This is a genomic window from Streptomyces sp. NPDC050619, from assembly GCF_040654815.1.
In the GTDB taxonomy this organism is placed as follows: Bacteria; Actinomycetota; Actinomycetes; order Streptomycetales; family Streptomycetaceae; genus Streptomyces.
Genome location: NZ_JBFAIR010000046.1, coordinates 33,904 through 51,639 on the forward strand (window position 1 = coordinate 33,904; position 17,736 = coordinate 51,639).

17 protein-coding genes and 1 pseudogene are annotated in these 17,736 nt (G+C 72.1%); 9 read left to right on the forward strand and 9 right to left on the reverse strand.

What is annotated here, in order from left to right; genetic code table 11:
- Positions 1 to 22: 22 nt before the first annotated feature.
- Genes AB0I77_RS46020 through AB0I77_RS46030 form a run of 3 tightly spaced genes read right to left on the reverse strand, consistent with a single transcriptional unit; the run spans position 23 to position 1,699 of the window.
- Positions 23 to 421: a Rieske (2Fe-2S) protein gene (locus AB0I77_RS46020; protein ID WP_363288890.1), complete on the reverse strand. Its 399-nt coding sequence runs from the start codon at positions 419 to 421 to the stop codon at positions 23 to 25.
- The gene (locus tag AB0I77_RS46025; protein WP_363288891.1) at positions 418 to 1,002 is read right to left on the reverse strand and encodes a DUF6529 family protein; all 585 of its coding nucleotides are present in this window, start codon (positions 1,000 to 1,002) and stop codon (positions 418 to 420) included. The genes AB0I77_RS46020 and AB0I77_RS46025 overlap by 4 nt, the downstream gene beginning before the upstream one ends.
- A 40-nt stretch (positions 1,003 to 1,042) precedes the next feature.
- A complete protein-coding gene (locus tag AB0I77_RS46030; RefSeq protein ID WP_363288892.1) occupies positions 1,043 to 1,699 on the reverse strand; it encodes a hypothetical protein in 657 nt (218 codons plus the stop codon).
- A 196-nt stretch (positions 1,700 to 1,895) separates the two neighbouring features.
- On the opposite strand from AB0I77_RS46030, the gene aroH reads away from it, so the two are divergent.
- The 5 genes from aroH to der all read left to right on the forward strand — a co-directional run bounded on the left by aroH (position 1,896) and on the right by der (position 6,344).
- The gene (gene aroH, locus AB0I77_RS46035) at positions 1,896 to 2,258 is read left to right on the forward strand and encodes a chorismate mutase (RefSeq protein ID WP_363288893.1); all 363 of its coding nucleotides are present in this window, start codon (positions 1,896 to 1,898) and stop codon (positions 2,256 to 2,258) included.
- Complete coding sequence (locus tag AB0I77_RS46040) at positions 2,255 to 3,340, forward strand: prephenate dehydrogenase (protein WP_363288894.1); 1,086 nt, start codon at positions 2,255 to 2,257, stop codon at positions 3,338 to 3,340. The genes aroH and AB0I77_RS46040 overlap by 4 nt, the downstream gene beginning before the upstream one ends.
- Positions 3,341 to 3,450: 110 nt before the next feature.
- Positions 3,451 to 4,146 carry a (d)CMP kinase gene (cmk, locus tag AB0I77_RS46045; protein WP_363288895.1) on the forward strand — a complete coding sequence of 232 codons (696 nt, stop codon included), beginning with the start codon at positions 3,451 to 3,453 and terminating at the stop codon, positions 4,144 to 4,146.
- Positions 4,143 to 4,805 (forward strand): lysophospholipid acyltransferase family protein, encoded by a 663-nt coding sequence (locus AB0I77_RS46050; RefSeq protein WP_363288896.1) that lies wholly within the window; start codon positions 4,143 to 4,145, stop codon positions 4,803 to 4,805. Before cmk ends, AB0I77_RS46050 begins: the two co-directional genes overlap by 4 nt.
- Before the next feature lie 63 nt (positions 4,806 to 4,868).
- Positions 4,869 to 6,344, forward strand: coding sequence for a ribosome biogenesis GTPase Der (gene der / locus AB0I77_RS46055; protein ID WP_363288897.1), 1,476 nt, complete (start codon positions 4,869 to 4,871; stop codon positions 6,342 to 6,344).
- A gap of 50 nt (positions 6,345 to 6,394) precedes the next feature.
- On the opposite strand, the gene AB0I77_RS46060 is transcribed toward der, so the two are convergent.
- Complete coding sequence (locus AB0I77_RS46060; protein WP_363288898.1) at positions 6,395 to 6,763, reverse strand: hypothetical protein; 369 nt, start codon at positions 6,761 to 6,763, stop codon at positions 6,395 to 6,397.
- A gap of 83 nt (positions 6,764 to 6,846) precedes the next feature.
- Positions 6,847 to 7,629, reverse strand: a complete 783-nt coding sequence (locus AB0I77_RS46065; RefSeq protein WP_363288900.1) for a hypothetical protein — start codon at positions 7,627 to 7,629, stop codon at positions 6,847 to 6,849.
- Between the two features lie 412 nt (positions 7,630 to 8,041).
- Between AB0I77_RS46065 and AB0I77_RS46070 the strand changes: the two genes are divergently transcribed.
- Complete coding sequence (locus AB0I77_RS46070; protein ID WP_363288901.1) at positions 8,042 to 8,665, forward strand: transglycosylase family protein; 624 nt, start codon at positions 8,042 to 8,044, stop codon at positions 8,663 to 8,665.
- Here the strand turns inward: AB0I77_RS46070 and AB0I77_RS46075 are convergent.
- Genes AB0I77_RS46075 through AB0I77_RS46085 form a run of 3 tightly spaced genes read right to left on the reverse strand, consistent with a single transcriptional unit; the run spans position 8,574 to position 12,954 of the window.
- Positions 8,574 to 9,278 (reverse strand): ATP-binding cassette domain-containing protein, encoded by a 705-nt coding sequence (locus AB0I77_RS46075; protein ID WP_363288902.1) that lies wholly within the window; start codon positions 9,276 to 9,278, stop codon positions 8,574 to 8,576. The two genes, AB0I77_RS46070 and AB0I77_RS46075, sit on opposite strands and share 92 nt — an antisense overlap.
- Positions 9,275 to 12,463: an ATP-binding cassette domain-containing protein gene (locus tag AB0I77_RS46080; protein ID WP_363288903.1), complete on the reverse strand. Its 3,189-nt coding sequence runs from the start codon at positions 12,461 to 12,463 to the stop codon at positions 9,275 to 9,277. The genes AB0I77_RS46075 and AB0I77_RS46080 overlap by 4 nt, the downstream gene beginning before the upstream one ends.
- A gap of 11 nt (positions 12,464 to 12,474) precedes the next feature.
- On the reverse strand, positions 12,475 to 12,954 hold the full coding sequence (locus AB0I77_RS46085) for a hypothetical protein (protein ID WP_363288904.1): 480 nt from the start codon (positions 12,952 to 12,954) through the stop codon (positions 12,475 to 12,477).
- 135 nt (positions 12,955 to 13,089) lie between these two features.
- On the opposite strand from AB0I77_RS46085, the gene AB0I77_RS46090 reads away from it, so the two are divergent.
- The 3 genes and pseudogenes from AB0I77_RS46090 to AB0I77_RS46100 all read left to right on the forward strand — a co-directional run.
- The gene (locus tag AB0I77_RS46090) at positions 13,090 to 13,656 is read left to right on the forward strand and encodes a hypothetical protein (protein WP_363288905.1); all 567 of its coding nucleotides are present in this window, start codon (positions 13,090 to 13,092) and stop codon (positions 13,654 to 13,656) included.
- Positions 13,625 to 14,923: an ABC transporter substrate-binding protein gene (locus AB0I77_RS46095; protein WP_363288906.1), complete on the forward strand. Its 1,299-nt coding sequence runs from the start codon at positions 13,625 to 13,627 to the stop codon at positions 14,921 to 14,923. The genes AB0I77_RS46090 and AB0I77_RS46095 overlap by 32 nt, the downstream gene beginning before the upstream one ends.
- A gap of 67 nt (positions 14,924 to 14,990) precedes the next feature.
- A pseudogene (locus AB0I77_RS46100) lies at positions 14,991 to 16,048 on the forward strand (WYL domain-containing protein); the annotation flags it as partial.
- Here AB0I77_RS46100 and ctaD read toward each other — a convergent pair.
- The gene (ctaD, locus tag AB0I77_RS46105) at positions 15,933 to 17,621 is read right to left on the reverse strand and encodes a cytochrome c oxidase subunit I (RefSeq protein ID WP_363288907.1); all 1,689 of its coding nucleotides are present in this window, start codon (positions 17,619 to 17,621) and stop codon (positions 15,933 to 15,935) included. The pseudogene AB0I77_RS46100 and the gene ctaD sit on opposite strands and share 116 nt — an antisense overlap.
- Positions 17,622 to 17,736 lie beyond the last annotated feature (115 nt).

Below are 17,736 nucleotides of genomic sequence, written 5' to 3' on the forward strand. Positions count from 1 at the left end.
GACCGGGAGCGTACGCGGCGGATCACGCCAGACGGATCGAGTCTCCCTCCACCGTGATCTTCTTCTCGGGCAGCGGTTTCGTCGCCGGAGGATGCGACACCGAGCCGTCCGCGATGGCGAACTTGCTGCCGTGGCAGGTGCAGTTGATGGTGCCGTCGGAGACGTTGGCCACCGGACACTGCTGATGGGTGCAGATGTTCGAGAAGGCCTTGAACTCGCCCTCCTTCGGCTGGGTGACGACGACCTTCTCGTCCGCGTAGATCTTGCCGCCGCCGACCGGGATGTCGGCCGTCTTCGCCAGTTCCTGACCGGGGGAGGCGGCGGACCCGGAATCGTTGTCGTCGTACTCGCCGCAGGCGGCGGTGAGCGCCGCCGCACCCGTCGCGAGAAGGATTGTGCGCCGCGTCGGACGGTCGGTCATGTCGTCACTCCGAAGGTGCGGAAGAACCAGAGGGCGGAAGTCAGCCAGATGAGGGTGAGAACGGTGAAGACCAGGCCACCGACGAGCGGCAGCAGCCAGCCGGGCAGTCGCTCCGAGCGGAGCAGCAGCATCTTGGCACTGAAGGCACCGAAGAAGAAGCAACCCAGGACAGAGTGCCACAAAACCCGTGCCCCATATGTCTGATAGCCCAGCGCGTACAGGCAGTGCACCGCGACCGGGACCGCCACCAGGAACGCCACGCGGCCCGACCAGCGGTGCAGCGTCGGTGACCAGCGGGGGCCCGGCAGCTTCCCGTACACCATCGCCGCCGAGACCACCTGGACGAGCGCGAAGCAGAACGCCGCCGTCGCCAGCCACGACTTCACCGCCCCCGTGCTGCTGAAACCGGCGAGGTTGAAGGCGGTCCCCGCCGGGTCGTGGACCTTCCCGTACACCCCCAGGGCGAGGGCCACTGCGCCGGCGGTCAGCGCCGGGACCAGATAGCGGGCGGGATGCGGGCGGCGGTGGTCGGGTTCGGGGGAGGGGAAGTCCTGGGTTGCGGCGTTCGGGTCGACGGTCATGAGCGCTCCCGGAGAGGTCAGCCGACGGGATCAAACGGGATCAAGGGGTGACGGGGTGGGCCGTGAGCTGCTGTCCGTCGACCGTCACCGCGCCGGTCTCCGGGTCGATCCGGGGTGCTGCCGAGGGCTCGGCGTCGCGGGTGAATATGCCGACCTGGCTGCCGTTCGGCAGGACGATCCAGCCGCCGTCGATCTTCGCGCCGCGCACCGTCGCCGTCGCCCGGTACAGGCCGGACGGCTTCTTCGCCCGGTCGGCGGTGAAGGCGTGGTGGCCGCCGTCGATGTCGACGGTGCCGCTGATCCGCTTGCCCTCCTCGAGCGTGCCGTTCAACTCGGCCCCGTGCCTGCCGGTGAGCCTCATCGTCCCGTCGTCCTCGACGTCGCCCCTCAGCCAGGACTCCTGGGTGCGGCCGTCGCAGTAGTACGCGATCGCCTTGCCGTCGCGCAGCGTCACGGCTACGGCGGCGGAGTCGTCGTCGGTACGGCCCGCGTAGTCGGCGTGGGGCAGGGGCGCCGTCGTCGGTGCGGGGGACGGGGTGGTCTTCGTGGGAGCCGGACTCGGCGACGCCTTGGCGCCGGGCGACTCGCTCACGTAGGACGACGAGGTCTTCTCCCCCGTCGTCGCGTTGAGCGACAGCATGAACAGGCCGAACAGCAGTCCCGCGAGAAGGGTGAACAGTGGTCCGGAACGCTTCATGACGGCCTCCCCCGAGGCGGGTGTCCTGCCATCAGAGCGGACCCGCGGCCCGGCGTCCAGAGGCGTACGGGAGCGTTCGCGCCGTGCGGCCCGACGCGTGCCCCGTCTCAGCGGGCGGGCGCCGGGCACCGGCCCGACAGGGGCTGACTAGGCTGGATGACCGAGAGCCGATACGCACACCAGCGAGGAGTACGCCGTGGCGGTACGAGCGGTCCGGGGCGCCGTCCAACTCGAGCAGGACGAAGCCGGCCACATGGACGAGCAGGTCGGAGCCCTGCTCACGGCCATCCTGGAGCGGAACGACCTCACCCCGGACGACCTGATCAGCATCTGGTTCACGGCCACGCCCGATCTGCACAGCGACTTCCCGGCCGCAGCGGCCCGCAAGCTCGGCATCGTGGACGTCCCGCTGATCTGTGCCCAGGAACTGGACATCGCCGGCGCCATGCCCCGCGTCGTCCGGGTCCTCGCCCACATCGAGTCCGACCGCTCCCGCGCCGACATCGCGCACGTCTACCTCGGCGCCGCGGCGGCCCTGCGCAAGGACATCGCCCAGTGAGGACCGCGCTCGTCATCGGCACCGGCCTCATCGGTACGTCCGCCGGCCTGGCCCTGACCCAGCGGGGCGTCGTCGTCCACCTCGCCGACCACGACCACGAGCAGGCCCGTACGGCGGCCGCGCTCGGTGCCGGCATCGACGAGGCGCCCGAGGGGCCCGTCGACCTCGCGATCGTCGCCGCCCCGCCCGCCCATGTGGCCGCGGTGCTCGCCGACGCCATGCGCCGGGGCGTGGCCCGCGGCTACCTCGACGTGGCCAGCGTCAAGGGCGGCCCGCGCCGCGAACTGGAGGCGCTGGGACTCGACCTCTCCTCCTATATCGGCACGCACCCCATGTCGGGCCGCGAGAGGTCCGGCCCGCTGGCCGCTACCGCCGACCTCTTCGAGGGCCGCCCCTGGGTGCTGACCCCGACCCGGGACACCGACACCGAGGTGCTGAACCTCGCCCTGGAACTGGTCTCGCACTGCCGTGCCGTGCCGGTGGTGATGGACGCCGACGCCCATGACCGCGCCGTCGCCCTGGTCTCCCACATGCCCCACCTGGTCTCCAGCATGGTCGCCGCGCGCCTGGAGCACGCCGAGGAGGCCGCCGTACGGCTGTGCGGGCAGGGCATCCGCGATGTGACCCGGATCGCCGCCTCCGACCCCGGGATGTGGATCGACATCCTCTCCGCGAACCCGGGGCCGGTCGCCGACCTCCTCGCGGACGTCTCCGCCGACCTCGACGAGACGGTCCGCGCGCTGCGCGCCCTCCAGTCCTCCGACGAGGCCAAGCGCGGCGAGGGCACCATCGGCATCCAGGACGTCCTGCGCCGGGGCAACGCGGGCCAGGTCCGGGTCCCGGGCAAGCACGGATCCGCTCCGCGGGACTACGAGACCGTGGCTGTCCTCATCAACGACCAGCCGGGCCAGCTGGCCCGCATCTTCGCCGACGCGGGCCGGGCCGGCATCAACATCGAGGACGTCCGCATCGAGCACGCGACCGGGCAGCAGGCGGGCCTGGTGCAGCTGATGGTGGAGCCGCAGACGGCGCCCGTGCTGAGCGCGGCGCTGCGGGAGCGGGGCTGGTCGATCCGGCAGTGATCCTCCCGATCATCCGCCTGTAAGAGCGGTGCCGGGGAGCCAGTAACCTTGTGCGGGGCACGAGCGCGCCCCGCACACCCCGCCACACCGCACCAGGAAGGTGTCCACCCGTGGAAAACGGCGCCGCCCGGACCGCCCCGGCAGTGATTGTCGCCATCGACGGCCCCTCCGGCACGGGCAAGTCGAGCACGTCGAAGGCCGTGGCCGGGCAGCTGGGTCTGAGCTACCTGGACACCGGCGCCCAGTACCGGGCGATCACCTGGTGGATGGTGAACAACGGCATCGACACCGACGACCCGTCGGCCATCGCCGCCGTCGCCGGCAAGCCCGACATCGTCTCCGGCACCGACCCGGCGAACCCGACGATCACGGTGGACGGCACCGACGTGGCCGGTCCGATCCGCACCCAGGAGGTCACCGCCAAGGTCAGCGCGGTCAGCGCGGTGCCCGAGGTGCGGGCCCGGATCACCGAGCTCCAGCGCTCGCTGGCGTCCTCCGCCGAGCACGGGATCGTGGTCGAGGGCCGTGACATCGGTACGACCGTGCTGCCCGACGCCGACCTGAAGGTCTTCCTCACCGCCTCCCCGGAGGCACGCGCCGCCCGCCGCAGCGGTGAGCTGAAGGGCGCCGACGTCCACACCACCCGCGAGGCCCTGATCAAGCGGGACGCGGCCGACTCCAGCCGCAAGACCTCGCCGCTCGCCAAGGCGGACGACGCCGTCGAGGTGGACACCACCGAGCTGACGCTCGCGCAGGTCATCGAGTGCGTGGTCACCCTCGTCGAGGAGAAGCGGGCCGCGAAGTGACCGGACTGCCTTCGGCGCGGGGTGCCGAGGTCGGGCGGCGCATCGGCGTCGGCCTGATGTACGGCCTGTTCAAGCCGCGCGTGCTCGGCGCCTGGAAGGTCCCGGTCACCGGCCCGGCGATCTTCGCCGTCAACCACTCCCACAACATCGACGGCCCCATGGTCATGGGCGTGGCGCCCCGGCCGACGCACTTCCTGGTCAAGAAGGAAGCGTTCATCGGGCCGCTCGATCCCTTCCTGCTCGGCATCGGGCAGGTGAAGGTGGACCGCGACACCACCGACCGCACAGCGATCGGCCGGGCGCTGGGTGTGCTGGAGAACGGCGGCGTCCTCGGGATCTTCCCCGAGGGCACCCGGGGCGAGGGCGACTTCGCCGCGCTGCGGGCCGGGCTCGCGTACTTCGCCGTACGCAGCGGTGCCCCGATCGTCCCGATCGCCGTACTGGGAAGTTCCGACAAGCCCGGCCGGTTGATAAAGGGGCTGCCCCCGCTGCGCAGCCGCGTCGACGTCGTCTTCGGCGACCCCTTCGAGGCGGGCGACGGCAGCGGACGGCGCACCCGCAAGGCGCTGGACGAGGCGACCGAACGCATCCAGAAGCAGCTCACCGCGCACCTGGAAAACGCCAGGCGGCTGACCGGCCGGCTGGGCGACACTGAGTAGTGGACCAACCCGGCGAAACCGGGTTGGTCCACCGATCACCACGATGAACGAGGTACGGACTTCATGAACGACCAGATCCACTCCGACGGCTCGGGCGAGGAGCACGAGCACGGAGCACTTGGCGATGCCGAGTTCGCGGAGTTCATGGAGCTCGCCGAGGTAGAGGGCTTCGACCCCGAGGACGTCGAGGGCGCCATCGAGGAGGCCGGTCACGGACCGTTGCCCGTCCTCGCCGTCGTCGGCCGTCCGAATGTCGGCAAGTCGACGCTCGTGAACCGCATCATCGGCCGCCGCGAGGCCGTCGTCGAGGACAAGCCCGGCGTCACCCGCGACCGCGTCACCTACGAGGCCGAGTGGGCGGGCCGCCGCTTCAAGGTCGTCGACACCGGCGGCTGGGAGCAGGACGTCCTCGGCATCGACGCCTCCGTGGCCGCGCAGGCCGAGTACGCGATCGAGGCCGCCGACGCCGTCGTGTTCGTCGTCGACGCCAAGGTCGGCGCGACCGACACCGACGAGGCGGTCGTACGACTGCTGCGCAAGGCCGGAAAGCCCGTGGTCCTGGCCGCCAACAAGGTCGATGGCCAAAGCGGCGAGGCGGACGCGGCCTACCTGTGGTCCCTGGGCCTGGGCGAGCCGCACCCCGTCTCCGCGCTGCACGGCCGCGGCACCGGCGACATGCTGGACGCCGTCCTGGAGGCGCTGCCTCAGGCGCCCGAGCAGTCCTTCGGCACCGCCGTCGGCGGCCCGCGCCGTATCGCGCTGATCGGCCGCCCGAACGTCGGCAAGTCCTCGCTGCTGAACAAGGTGGCGGGCGAGGAGCGCGTGGTCGTCAACGAAGTGGCGGGCACCACGCGCGACCCGGTCGACGAACTGATCGAACTGGGCGGCGTGACCTGGAAGTTCGTCGACACGGCGGGCATCCGCAAGCGCGTCCACCTCCAGCAGGGCGCCGACTACTACGCCTCGCTGCGCACGGCGGCCGCCGTCGAGAAGGCGGAGGTGGCGGTCATCCTGATCGACGCCTCCGAGTCCATCTCGGTCCAGGACCAGCGCATCGTCACCATGGCCGTGGACGCGGGCCGTGCGATCGTCCTCGCCATCAACAAGTGGGACAGCCTCGACGAGGAGCGCCGCTACTACCTGGAGCGGGAGATCGAGACCGAGCTCCTCCAGGTCGCCTGGGCGCCGCGGGTGAACATCTCGGCGCGCACCGGACGCCACATGGAGAAGCTGGTCCCGGCGATCGAGACGGCCCTGGCCGGCTGGGAGACCCGCGTCCCGACGGGCCGGCTGAACGCCTTCCTCGGCGAACTCGTCGCCGCCCACCCGCACCCGGTCCGCGGCGGCAAGCAGCCGCGCATCCTGTTCGGCACCCAGGCCGGCACCAAGCCCCCGCGGTTCGTGCTCTTCGCCTCCGGCTTCATCGAGGCGGGCTACCGGCGCTTCATCGAGCGCCGCCTGCGCGAGGAGTTCGCCTTCGAAGGGACGCCGATCCACATCTCGGTGCGGGTGCGCGAGAAGCGCGGCAGGAAGAAGTGACGCACGCATGAGGAAGGGCGGCCCCCACCGGGGCCGCCCTTCCTCATGTCTCAGATGCCTCTGCGTGGGCCGGGCGGCAGCGCCGCCGGCACGTGGTGCATCCCCGTGCTGTGCTGTTGCTGCCCGATCTGCCCCACGCGCTGCCACTGCGAATGCTGGCGGGCGCTGTAGGCCCCCGCGCTGTAGGCGCTGTACGAGTTGCTGAACGAGCCCGTGGCGTGCGGGATGTTCCCGAAGGCGGTGAAGCCCAGGTCCTCCTCGCCGCTGCGGTCACCCGGCAGCGAGCGGAAGGACTTGACGTACTCGGCGTAGAGCGCGTCGTAGATCGGCGTGGCCGATGGTCCGCCCAGAGGATCCTGAGCCATTCGCGCGGACGGCAGCGGCTGGAACTGGCGGCGGGGAACGTCGTAGGTGTGCACGTATGTCCAAACGACCCCGCACTTGAAGAGATGCGGTTGCGCTCAGGGGCCCGCAGTACCCGCACTCCCCGGATTCAATACGCTCACGTCCCCGCCAGAGGCATCGCCGCCGCGACCAGCTTCCCGTTCGCCGCCGCCTTGTCCAGCGCGTCCCGCAGCAGATCCTCTCGGGGCTGCCGCCCGATGGACCCCACCGGCGCGGCGAACACCAGCACCTGCTGGTGCTTGTTGGCCGTGGCCCGCCAGCTCTCGGTCACCTGCAACGGCTGATGCGCCTGCCACCACGCCATCGGCTGCCCGCCGTTCGCCGAAGGCTGAAGCACCGCGTGCAGCTGTCCCGCGGCCAGCAGCACCGACCACCCGTGCAGCACGGACGGCGCGGACTCGATCGCCGTCACCGGCATGAACCCCTGCTCGATCAGCAGCGGCAGGAAGTCGTCACCGGCCCCGGTCGCACCGGGCCGCACGATCGGCGCGGTCGGCTCGACGACCAGCGCGGGGTGCAACTCCCCGGCGAGCAGGACGAGTCCGCTGGTCACGCCGAGCACGGCCTGCTCGGGTGCGATCTTGTCGGGCTCCAGGTCGACGGTGTCGCCGGTGATGGACTTCACCGCGCCCTGGAGCTGCTCCTCGGTGACCTGGACGACCTGCGAGGGCAGGCAGCTGGCGTGGGCGAAGGCGAGAACGGCGGTCTCGTCACCGATGAACAGGACCGTGCTGGTGCGTTCCTGTTCGGAGTCCCCCTGGGTGCGGCAGGACGTGCAGTCGTAACTGCCGGGGGCGTTCTCTCCGGCGAGCAGCCGGTCGGCTTCTTCGTCGCCGATCTCGGCGCGTACCTCGTCGCTGACGTCGAGCATGCGCGGCACGGGTGGCTCCCTCGGGATGTGGTGCGTGGCGGGACCGGGTGGCTCCCGGCCCGTGAACCGGGCGGGTCCCGGGCTCATGAAGGAGACAACGGGCGATCTGTGGAGGGGGTCACGCCCCAGGGCGAAGGGAATCGAACCATCCCCAGCGCAGGGGCACACTTGGTACGGAATCCGGAACTCACCGTCAAATCCCTGGAAATACAAGGAAGTTGGATCGGTGGGGTGGGTTACGGATCACCGAGGCGGCTGGTCGACAAATCCGGAAATCGGCGAATGAAGTGGGTGGCCGAAATTCACCGACGTCCGAATGCGCCGAGTGCGGGGCCCCGTCCGGTCCGCCGACCGGGTGGGGCCCCGGGCGCACCGGACGCGCCGGTGCGGGTGTCCGGGATGCGCCGCTTAGCGTGGGCCGATGCACCCCAAGCCGATCAAGCTCGCCCTGGCCACGGCCCTGCTCTTCGCCGCCCTCGCCCCAGGCGTGGCGCACGCGGCAGCGCCGCCCCCGGCTCCCGGACCGCCCCTGAAGCACGCCTCCTACGAGTGCGCCAAGGACCAGTGGCCCTGGGGCTGCCTCGCGGAGTGCGAGAGCGGCGGGCGCTGGAACATCAACACCGGAAACGGCTTCTACGGAGGGCTCCAGTTCGGGCAGCCCACCTGGAAGGCGTTCGGCGGGCTGAAGTACGCCCCGCGCGCGGACCTCGCCACCCGCGAGGAGCAGATCGCCGTCGCTCAGGAGGTGCTGGCCGCGCAGGGCTGGGAGGCCTGGCCCGTCTGCGCCGGGCGGTACGGGCTCAAGGGCCGTATGCACACGGTGAAACCCGGCGACACGCTCTCCTCGATCGCCCGCAAGTACGGCGTCAGGGGTGGCTGGTCGGCGCTGTACCAGGCCAACAAGAAGACGATCGGCCACTCTCCGGACCGGCTGAACGTGGGCACACTGGTGGTCATCCCGAAGGGCTCGTCCCGGGCCTGGGCCGTCTTCGGTCCGCCGCTGTCCCCCGCGCCGGCCGCTCCAGCTCCGCCGCCTCTCCGCTGAACACGACCGCGCCCCGGCGCAGTTCGTACACCAGCGCCGTCCGGCCGTGCGGCACGGGCGGCAGCCGCTGTTCGGCGACCACCACGCACGCGTCGAGCGAGCCCAGCAGTTCGTACGTGCGGGCCGCGACCGTGGGCGACATGCCCTGCGCGGGCTCGTCGACGAGCACCACGCGCGCGCGTGCCAGCAGGGCGCGGGACAGGGCGAGCATGCGCTGCTCGCCGCCGGAGAGGGTGCCGGCGCGGCGTGCGAGCAAGGGCTTCAGCTGCGGGTAGGCGTCCAGGGCGAGGTCGGGGGCCGGCGCCGCGAGGTCGAGGTTCTCGCGCACGGTGAGGGAGCCGAACACCGCCTGCCGCTCGGGCACCAGGCACAGCCCGCGGCGGGCCCGCTCGAACGCGGGCACGCGGGTCACGTCAGTGCCGTCCCACAGCACCGCGCCGCCGGACAGCGGCACGATTCCGGCCAGCGCGCGCAGGACGGTCGTACGGCCGGAGCCGTTGCGGCCCAGCAGGACGGTGAGGCCGGGGCCGGGCGCGGCGAGGGTGATGGCGTGCAGGGCTTCCAGGGGGCCGTAACGCACGCGCGCGTGGCGCAGTTCCAGGACGACGGTCATGCCGGGGCCTCCTGGGCGCCGAGGGCGTCGAGCACGCGGTCGGGCGGGCCGGAGGCGACGATGCGGCCCGCCGCCATGACGTGCACGACGTCGGCGAGGTCGGCGACCAGATCCAGGTCGTGCTCGACGACGAGCAGGGCGGTGCCGTCGGCGGCCAGGGCCTTCAGCAACCGGGTCAGCGCGGTCACCTCGGCGGTGTCCAGGCCGGCGGCGGGCTCGTCGAGCAGCAGCACGCGCGGGCCGCCCGCCAGGGCCCGGGCCAGCTCGACACGGCGCAGCGTGCCGGTGGGCAGGTCGGCGGCGGGCAGTGCGCGCACCGGCCCGTCGAGCCCGAGCAGCATCAGCGCCCGCTCCACGGCGCCCGGATCGGCGACGCGCCCCTGCTCGGCCCCGACCCGGACGTTCTCGGCCACGGTCAGCGAGGGAAAGACGGCCAGTTGCTGGAAGGTGCGGGCGATGCCGAGCCGGGTGCGGGCGTGGGCGGCAAGCCGCGTGATGTCCCGCCCGCCGAAGAGGACTTGCCCGTGCGAGGGCCGGTGCGTCCCGGCGAGGCAGTGGAACAGGGTGCTCTTCCCGGCCCCGTTGGGACCCACGATCGCGGTGACCTGCCCCGGCGGGACGTCCAGGTCGACGCCGTCGAGGGCGGTGAAGCCGTCGTAGCGGGCGTGGAGGTGGCGGGCGGTGAGGAGGGGGGAGTCCGAGGGTGGGGGTGTGTGCGGGGGCGCGGTGCCCCTGGGCGGCGGTGTCACGGCGGCATTCGTGGGTGTGGGCGGCCCCTTCGGGGGCGTCACGGCGGCGGGGGAGCGGCCGGTCGGCGACCGCCGTCCGTCGATGCCCGCCGGGTCCGGTACGGCGGCTGCCGCCGGGCCGGGGGTGTGCCGCGACTCGGGTGTCTCGCTCCGCGGCCGGAGCGGGGGGCTGCTTTCGCCTGCCGCCGGGTCCGCGGCTCGGTGCGGGGTGCCGCGGGCGGCCGGGGGCTGGGCTGCTGTCGGGGGAGGTGGGTTGGGGGTTGGTTGTGCGGGTGTCTCTTCTGGTGGGCTGTCGGTCGGGCGGGGTGTCTTGGTTGTCGTCGGGGAAGGTGTGTCGGGAGTTGGCTGTCCAGGCGTCTGGCCCGGTGGGCCGTCAGCCCGGCGGGGTGTCTCGGTTGTCGTCCGGGGAGGTGTGTCGTGCCGCTCCTGCGTGTCGTCGGCCGGGCGGCGGGTGGTGGGCGGAGGGGGAGCCGGCTCCCGTGGCGTCCCCTCGCCCCCGCGGCCCGCCGCGCCGGCGCTCGTTCCGGCCCGCCGGACCGCCGTCGCGCCCGCCAGGGCTGCCCTGCGGGGCGGCCCCGCCTCGGCCGGACGCAACGCTCTCCGCACGCGCGCACCGAGCGGCGTCAGCCTCGTTCTCCGGTGCGGTCGTAGTCGTTCCACCGCCGTCCGCAGTGCCTCGTACGGCCCTCCGGGAAAACGTCCCACGAGCACCGCCAGCACCCCGATCAGCGCCGCCGCCACCCCGCCCCGCGCGCCCGCGTCGAGCCCGACCAGCAGGGCCGCGGCGGCCAGTGCGCCCAGGGTGCTGTCGGCGCCCAGGACCACGACCGCGGCGAACCACAGCAGCCCGCGGACGGGGTCGTAGGCCCCGGGGTCGAAGGCTCGCAGCCCCATGCCGAGCATTCCGCCGCCCAGCGCGGCCAGCGCGGCGCCCGAGACGAAGGCGAGGAGCTTCAGGGACGGGACCCGGACGCCCGCCGCCGACGCCCCCGCCTCGTGGTCCCGCATGGCCGCGAGCGCCCGGCCCGTGCGGCCCCTGCGCAGGGCGTGCGTCGCCATCAGCGCGGCCGCCAGCAGGACCAACTCCAGGACGTAGTACGCGCGGTCCCCGCCGAAGCCCGCCGGACGCCCCAGCGACAGCCCGGAGACGGCGTACGGCTGGGCGAAGACGAAGCGGCTCACCCCGACGCCCACCGCGAAGGTCGCGAGCGCGAGGGCCAGGCCCCGGCGGCTGATCGCCGGCCAGCCCGTCAACAGCCCCAACGGAGCGACCAGGAGGACCGCCACGGCCAGCGCGGCCAGTTCGGGGAGACGGGGCAGTCCGGGGAAGCGCCCGGCCGCCAGCAGGGCCGTGAAGAGCGCGCCCAGGCCCGCGTACGCCGCCTGCCCCAGCGAGATCTGGCCGCCCCGGCCGGTGACCACCACCAGGGACAGCAGCACCACGCCCAGCGCCGGTACCTGGACCGAGGTGTGCAGGTCCGAGCCCGCGAAGCCGAGCGGCAGCAGGAACAGCACGGCGGCCACGATCCGGGCGCCGGGCGGGGTCGGCACGCGCGCGGTTGCGGTGCGCGGCAGGGCGTCGCGCGTGCCGATGCCGGGCAGGACGAGGGCGGCGACCAACAGGGCCACGACGAAGAGGTTCGCGCCGGCGGCCCGCAGCAACGGCTCGCCCCAGCCCGACGGATGCAGCCGCGTCAGCTGACTCTGCGCCACCCCGATGCCCAGCGCCACCACGACCGCCACCGGCAGGCTCCGCATCCGCGCGGCCACCGCGACCGCCACCACCTCCATGACGAGCAGCGGCAGGCCGTACGGGTCCAGGCGCACGTACGGCGCGAGCAGTACGCCCGTCAGACCCGCCGTGAACGAGCCGAACGCCCAGCCCGCCGCGGCCACCCGGTCCGCGTCGATCCCGCCGAGCACGGCCAGCTGCCGGTCGTCGACCACGGCCCGCACCTCCCGTCCGAAACGCGTCCACCGGATCACGGCACCGACCCCGGCGGCCACCACGACCACCACCGCCAGCTGCCCCCACGGATCCGCCGACACCAGCTCCGGCACGTCGTCCCGCGCCCCCTGCCCCCACACCAGCGCGGCCCCGCCCACCAGCAGCACGAACACACCGATGGACGCGACCAGCGTCTGCGCGGGGTCGCTGCCCAGGACCGACAACGGCCGGAAGACGAACCGTTCCAGCGCCATGCCCAGCCCTGGCGCGAGGACCAGCAGCGTCACCGCCGCCCCCGCCCACAACGGCCACCCCCACTCGACCACGCACTGCCGCAGCACGTACGCGCACACCATCGCGATCGCCCCGTGCGCGAAGTTGAGCACCCCGGTCGCGCGGTACGTCACGATCAGGCCGATCCCGGTGAGCGCGGCGGCACTGCCGACGGACAGACCGGCGAGCGTGAGGTCGTACGTGAGGGAGGACATCGGCGCGGACCTCAGTCGGTTTCCTCGGCGGGCTCACAGATCGGGCAGGGCCCCAGTTCGCCGCTCGCCACCAGCTTGGAGTCCACCGGCACGGCCTCCGCCTTCCCCGCGACCAGCGGACAGTCCGCGCGGTGCCACAGGGTGCCGCCCGGGACCATCAGGAGCTCCTCGCTGACGGCCAGGGGCGCGGACGTCGACTGCCCGGACTCCTCCTCGGCGTCGGCGGGCTCCGCGGCCACCAGAAGGTCGTACAGCTCCTCCACGCGCGCGGCGGCGAGCGCGCCTCGCCCGTGGGTGAGGAGCACCGCACCGGCGATGATCAGCGCGGCGCCGGGGACCGTGCAGGACGCGAGGTAGGGCAGCTGCCGCTCGGCGTAACGCTCGCCCGAGATGCCGTACCAGCCGATGACGCACAGCGCCGCGCCCGCGGCGAGCGCGGCCCAGCCGGCCCACAGGACGGGGTGCACGGTCCGCAGTCGGCCTGTCCGCATCGCTGGCTCCCACACGTCGTAAGTCTGTGCATACGCCTGTCCATGTCAGCCAATCGCTTGCACTATGCCCCCTGTGAGCTGACCCTGAAAGCACCGGGCGGACATGGCCCGGACCGACACCCGGTGGTGAGCCAGATGGTTCTCGGGAGCGACCTCAGGCGGGGGAACGCACGGCGGGGACGGGCCCCGAGGCGGACGGCGGTCGTGGCCGCCCTGGCCCTCTTCCTCGCCCCGGCCCTCGTGGCATGCGGCGACGACAGCGGCGGCGGCAGCGACAGCACGCCCCCGACCCCCTCCGTGGAACAGACCACGAGCGCACCGGCGTCGACCGCGCCCGCCGACCCGGCGGCGGCCGAGCAGGAGATCAAGGCGAACTGGCAGAAGTTCTTCGACCCGAAGACCTCCACGAAGGACAAGCAGGCCGTCCTCGAGAACGGCGATCTGATGGGTCCGGTGCTCAAGGCCTTCAGCGGTGACGAGCGCGGCGGGCAGGTCCAGGCCGAGGTCACCGAGATCGAGTTCACGAAGCCGACCGAGGCGACCGTGACGTACACGCTGCTCCTGAACGGGGCCACCGCTCTCCCGGACGCCTCCGGGACGGCCGTCGAGGAGGACGGCACCTGGAAGGTCTCGGTCAGCACGCTGTGCGCGCTGGTCAAGCTGAGCGGCTATGCGTCGCAGTCGCCGGCCGCGGGTTGCTGAGGCCGTCGCGGCGGTGCTGCTGCTCGCCCTGAGCACCGCCTGCGGCAGCCGCCTGCCGGAGAGCGACTTCGAGAGCCGTTCCAGCGCGCCCGAGACACGCGGCGGCGCCCCGATCCGCGTCGGCATCATCACCAGCGCCACCAGCCCGGTCGGCGGCAACGCCTTCACCGGCCCGCGCGACGGCGCCAAGGCCTACTTCGACCGCCTCAACGCGCGCGGGGGCATCGACGGCCGCCCGGTCGAGGTGCGCCTGTGCGACGACGGCGGCAGCGGCGTCGGCAACAACACCTGCGTGCACAAGCTGATCGACGAGGACAAGATCGTCGCCCTGGTCGCCACCACCGCCCTCGACTACGCGGGCGCCTCCCGCGTCGCACGCGCGCGCGTGCCCGACATCGGCGGCCAGCCCATCGGCGCCGCCTACGACACCTACCCGCACCTCTACGGCATCTACGGCAGCCTCGCGCCCCGCGGCGGCACGACCGGCTGGGGCGGCAAGCAGTACGGCGGCACGGAGGTCTACCGCTACTTCAAGCGCGAGCACGGCGCCCGTACGGCCGCCGTCGTCTCCTACAACCAGGCCGCGTCCGCCGCCTACGCCTCGCTCGTGGAGCGGGGGCTGAAGGCCGAGGGCTACCAGGTGGTCACCGAGCAGGTCGACTTCGCGCTGCCCAACTTCCGTGCCGTGGCGGCCGACCTCAAGGAGCAGGGCGCCGACCTCGTCTTCGACGCCATCGACAGCCATGGCAACGCGCGGTTGTGCGAGGCGATGGACGACGTCGGCGCCGAGGTCACCGCCAAGGTCACGAACGTACAGAACTGGACGTCCACCGTCCCCGAGGACTACCAGGACGCCCCGCGCTGCCGCAACGCCCTGTGGGCGACGGGCTCCAGCCGCAACTACGAGGACACCGGCCACGCGGCCGTACGGGAGTTCCGGGACGCCACCAAGGGCCTGAAGACGCACTCCCAGTGGCAGTTGGAGGGCTGGGCCGCCGCGAGGTGGTTCACGGACGCGGCGAAGTCCTGTGCGCGGGCGGAGACGGGCATCACGCGCGCGTGCGTCGACGGCTTCATGAACCGCGGCGAGGGATACACCGCCGGCGGTCTGCTGGTCCCCGTCGCTTTCGAACGGCTGCCGGAACCGCCGAAGCACCGCAGGTCCTGTCTGTCCGTGGCCCGTTGGCAGGACGGTCGGGGATGGGTCTCCCAAGGGGACATGAACAGCACCTGCTTCGACGTTCCGCAGCTGTCGTATCAGCCGTGACAGAGCTGCCGTATCGGCCATGACATGCGGACAGCTGCTGTTCGCGATCGCTGGCAGACTCGGCCCCATGTTGGAGACCTCGGCACGACTGCTGCGCCTGCTCTCGCTGCTCCAGGCCCACCGCGACTGGTCCGGCGCCGACCTGGCCGACCTCCCCCACCCTCGCGCCGGGACGTGGAACGGCTGCGCGAGCTCGGCTATCCCGTCAACGCCAGTCCCGGCACCGGCGGCGGCTACCAGCTGGGCGCGGGCGCCGAGCTGCCGTCGCTGCTCCTGGACGACGACGAGGCCGTCGCCGTGGCCGTCGGGCTGCGCACGGCCGCCGGGCAGGGCATCGAGGGCATCGGCGAGACCTCCGTACGGGCCCTGGCCAAGCTGGAGCAGGTCCTGCCGAGCCGGCTGCGCCGCCGGGTGAGCGCCCTGAACGCCTTCACCGTGCCGATGCTGCGCGGCCCGCAGCCCTCCGCCATCGACCCGGCCGTCCTCACCGAGCTCGCCAACCTCTGCCGGGACGCCGAGCGTCTGCGCTTCGAGTACCGCGATCGCCCCCACTCTCGAACATCCTCGAGCGGGGGGACCCCCATCGGCGCCGCCACCCGCCGCAGCGTCGAACCGCACCGCCTGGTGTGCAGCGAGCGCCGCTGGTACCTGGTCGCCTGGGACCTCGACCGCGCGGACTGGCGGACGTTCCGCGTCGACCGCGTCATCCCCAGGCCGCCGCACGGCCCGCGCTTCGAGCCGCGCGAGCCGCCCGCCGACGACCTCGCCGCGTACGTCTCCCAAGGCGTCTCCACGCGCGCGTACGCCTCACACGCGGTCATCCGGTTGCTCGTGCCGCTCCAGGAGGCCGCCGAGCGGATCTCCCCGACCGCCGGGACCCTTGAGCCCGACGGGCCGGACGCCTGCGTGCTGCGCACCGGGGCCGCGAGCCTCGATGTGATGGTGATCCACGTGATGACGACAGGCTTCGAGTTCGAGGTGCTGGAGCCCGCCGAGCTGACCGAGGCGATCAGGACGGCTCGGGACCGGCTTGCTCGCTCTTTGGCTCGGGCTGGGGAGTCAGCGCGGCGTACTCCGGATGGTGCAGATCGAACGCCGGGGACTCCGAGCGGATCCGGGGCAGCGCGTTGAAGTTGTGCCGGGGCGGCGGGCAGGAGGTCGCCCACTCCAGGGAACGGCCGAAGCCCCACGGGTCGTCGACCTCGACCTTCTTGCCGTACTTGGCCGTCTTCCAGACGTTGTAGAGGAAGGGCAGCGTGGAGATGCCGAGCAGGAACGAGCCGATCGTCGAGATGGTGTTGAGCACGGTGAACCCGTCCGCGGCGAGGTAGTCGGCGTACCGGCGCGGCATGCCTTCCGCGCCCAGCCAGTGCATCACCAGGAACGTGGTGTGGAAGCCGACGAACAGCGTCCAGAACTGGATCTTGCCGAGCCGTTCGTCGAGCATCTTGCCGGTGAACTTCGGCCACCAGAAGTAGAAGCCGGCGAAGATCGCGAAGACGACCGTGCCGAAGACGACGTAGTGGAAGTGCGCGACCACGAAGTAGGTGTCGGTGACGTGGAAGTCCATCGGCGGCGAGGCCAGGATCACCCCGGTCAGGCCGCCGAACAGGAACGTCACCAGGAACCCCACCGCCCACAGCATCGGCGTCTCGAAGGACAGCGAGCCCTTGAGCATCGTGCCGCTCCAGTTGAAGAACTTCACGCCCGTCGGCACCGCGATCAGGAAGCTCATGAAGGAGAAGAACGGCAGCAGCACCGCACCGGTGGCGAACATGTGGTGCGCCCACACGATCATCGACAGACCGGTGATCGCCATCGTCGCCGCGACCAGCGTCAGATAGCCGAAGATCGGCTTGCGGCTGAAGACCGGGATGATCTCGCTGATGATGCCGAAGAACGGCAGCGCGATGATGTACACCTCGGGATGCCCGAAGAACCAGAACAGGTGCTGCCACAGCAGCGCCCCGCCGTTCGTCGCGTCGAAGACGTGCGAGCCGAACCGCCGGTCCGACTCCAGGCACAGCAGCGCCGCCGCGAGCACGGGGAACGCCATCAGGATCATGATCGACGTGAACAGGGTGTTCCAGACGAAGATCGGCATCCGGAACATCGTCATGCCGGGGGCGCGCATCCCGACGATGGTGGTGATGAAGTTGACCGCGCCGAGGATCGTGCCGAAGCCGGCCAGCGCCAGCCCCATGATCCACAGGTCGGGGCCGACGCCGGGGGAGTGCACGGCGTCGTTGAGCGGCGCGTAGGCGAACCAGCCGAAGGCGGCCGGGCCGGACGGCACCAGCAGCGAGCCGAGCACGATCAGGCCGCCGAAGAGGAACAGCCAGTACGACAACATGTTCAGCCGGGGGAAGGCGACGTCCGGGGCGCCGATCTGCAACGGCATCAGCTCGTTGGCGAAGCCCGCGAAGCTCGGCGTCGCGAACAGCAGCAGCATGATCGTGCCGTGCAGCGTGAAGAGCTGATTGAACTCCTGGTTGTCGACGATCTGTAGCCCGGGCCGGGCCAGCTCGGCGCGCATCAGCAGCGCCATGACGCCGCCGACCAGGAAGAACGCGAACGACGTGATCAGGTAGAGGTGCCCGATCTTCTTGTGGTCGGTGGTGGTCAGCCAGTCGACGATCAGCCTGCCGTGCGGATTGATCCGCACGGGTGCCGTCGCCTGCACGGTCTGCGTCCCCATCGCTCGCTCGCCCCTTCGCTCGTCGCGCCCGGACTCGCCGCTGCCCGCGCCACGCGTACCCGCGAGCAGTCGCCATGATGCTCGCGCTGTCGCGTGCTCCGGCAGCGGGCGATAC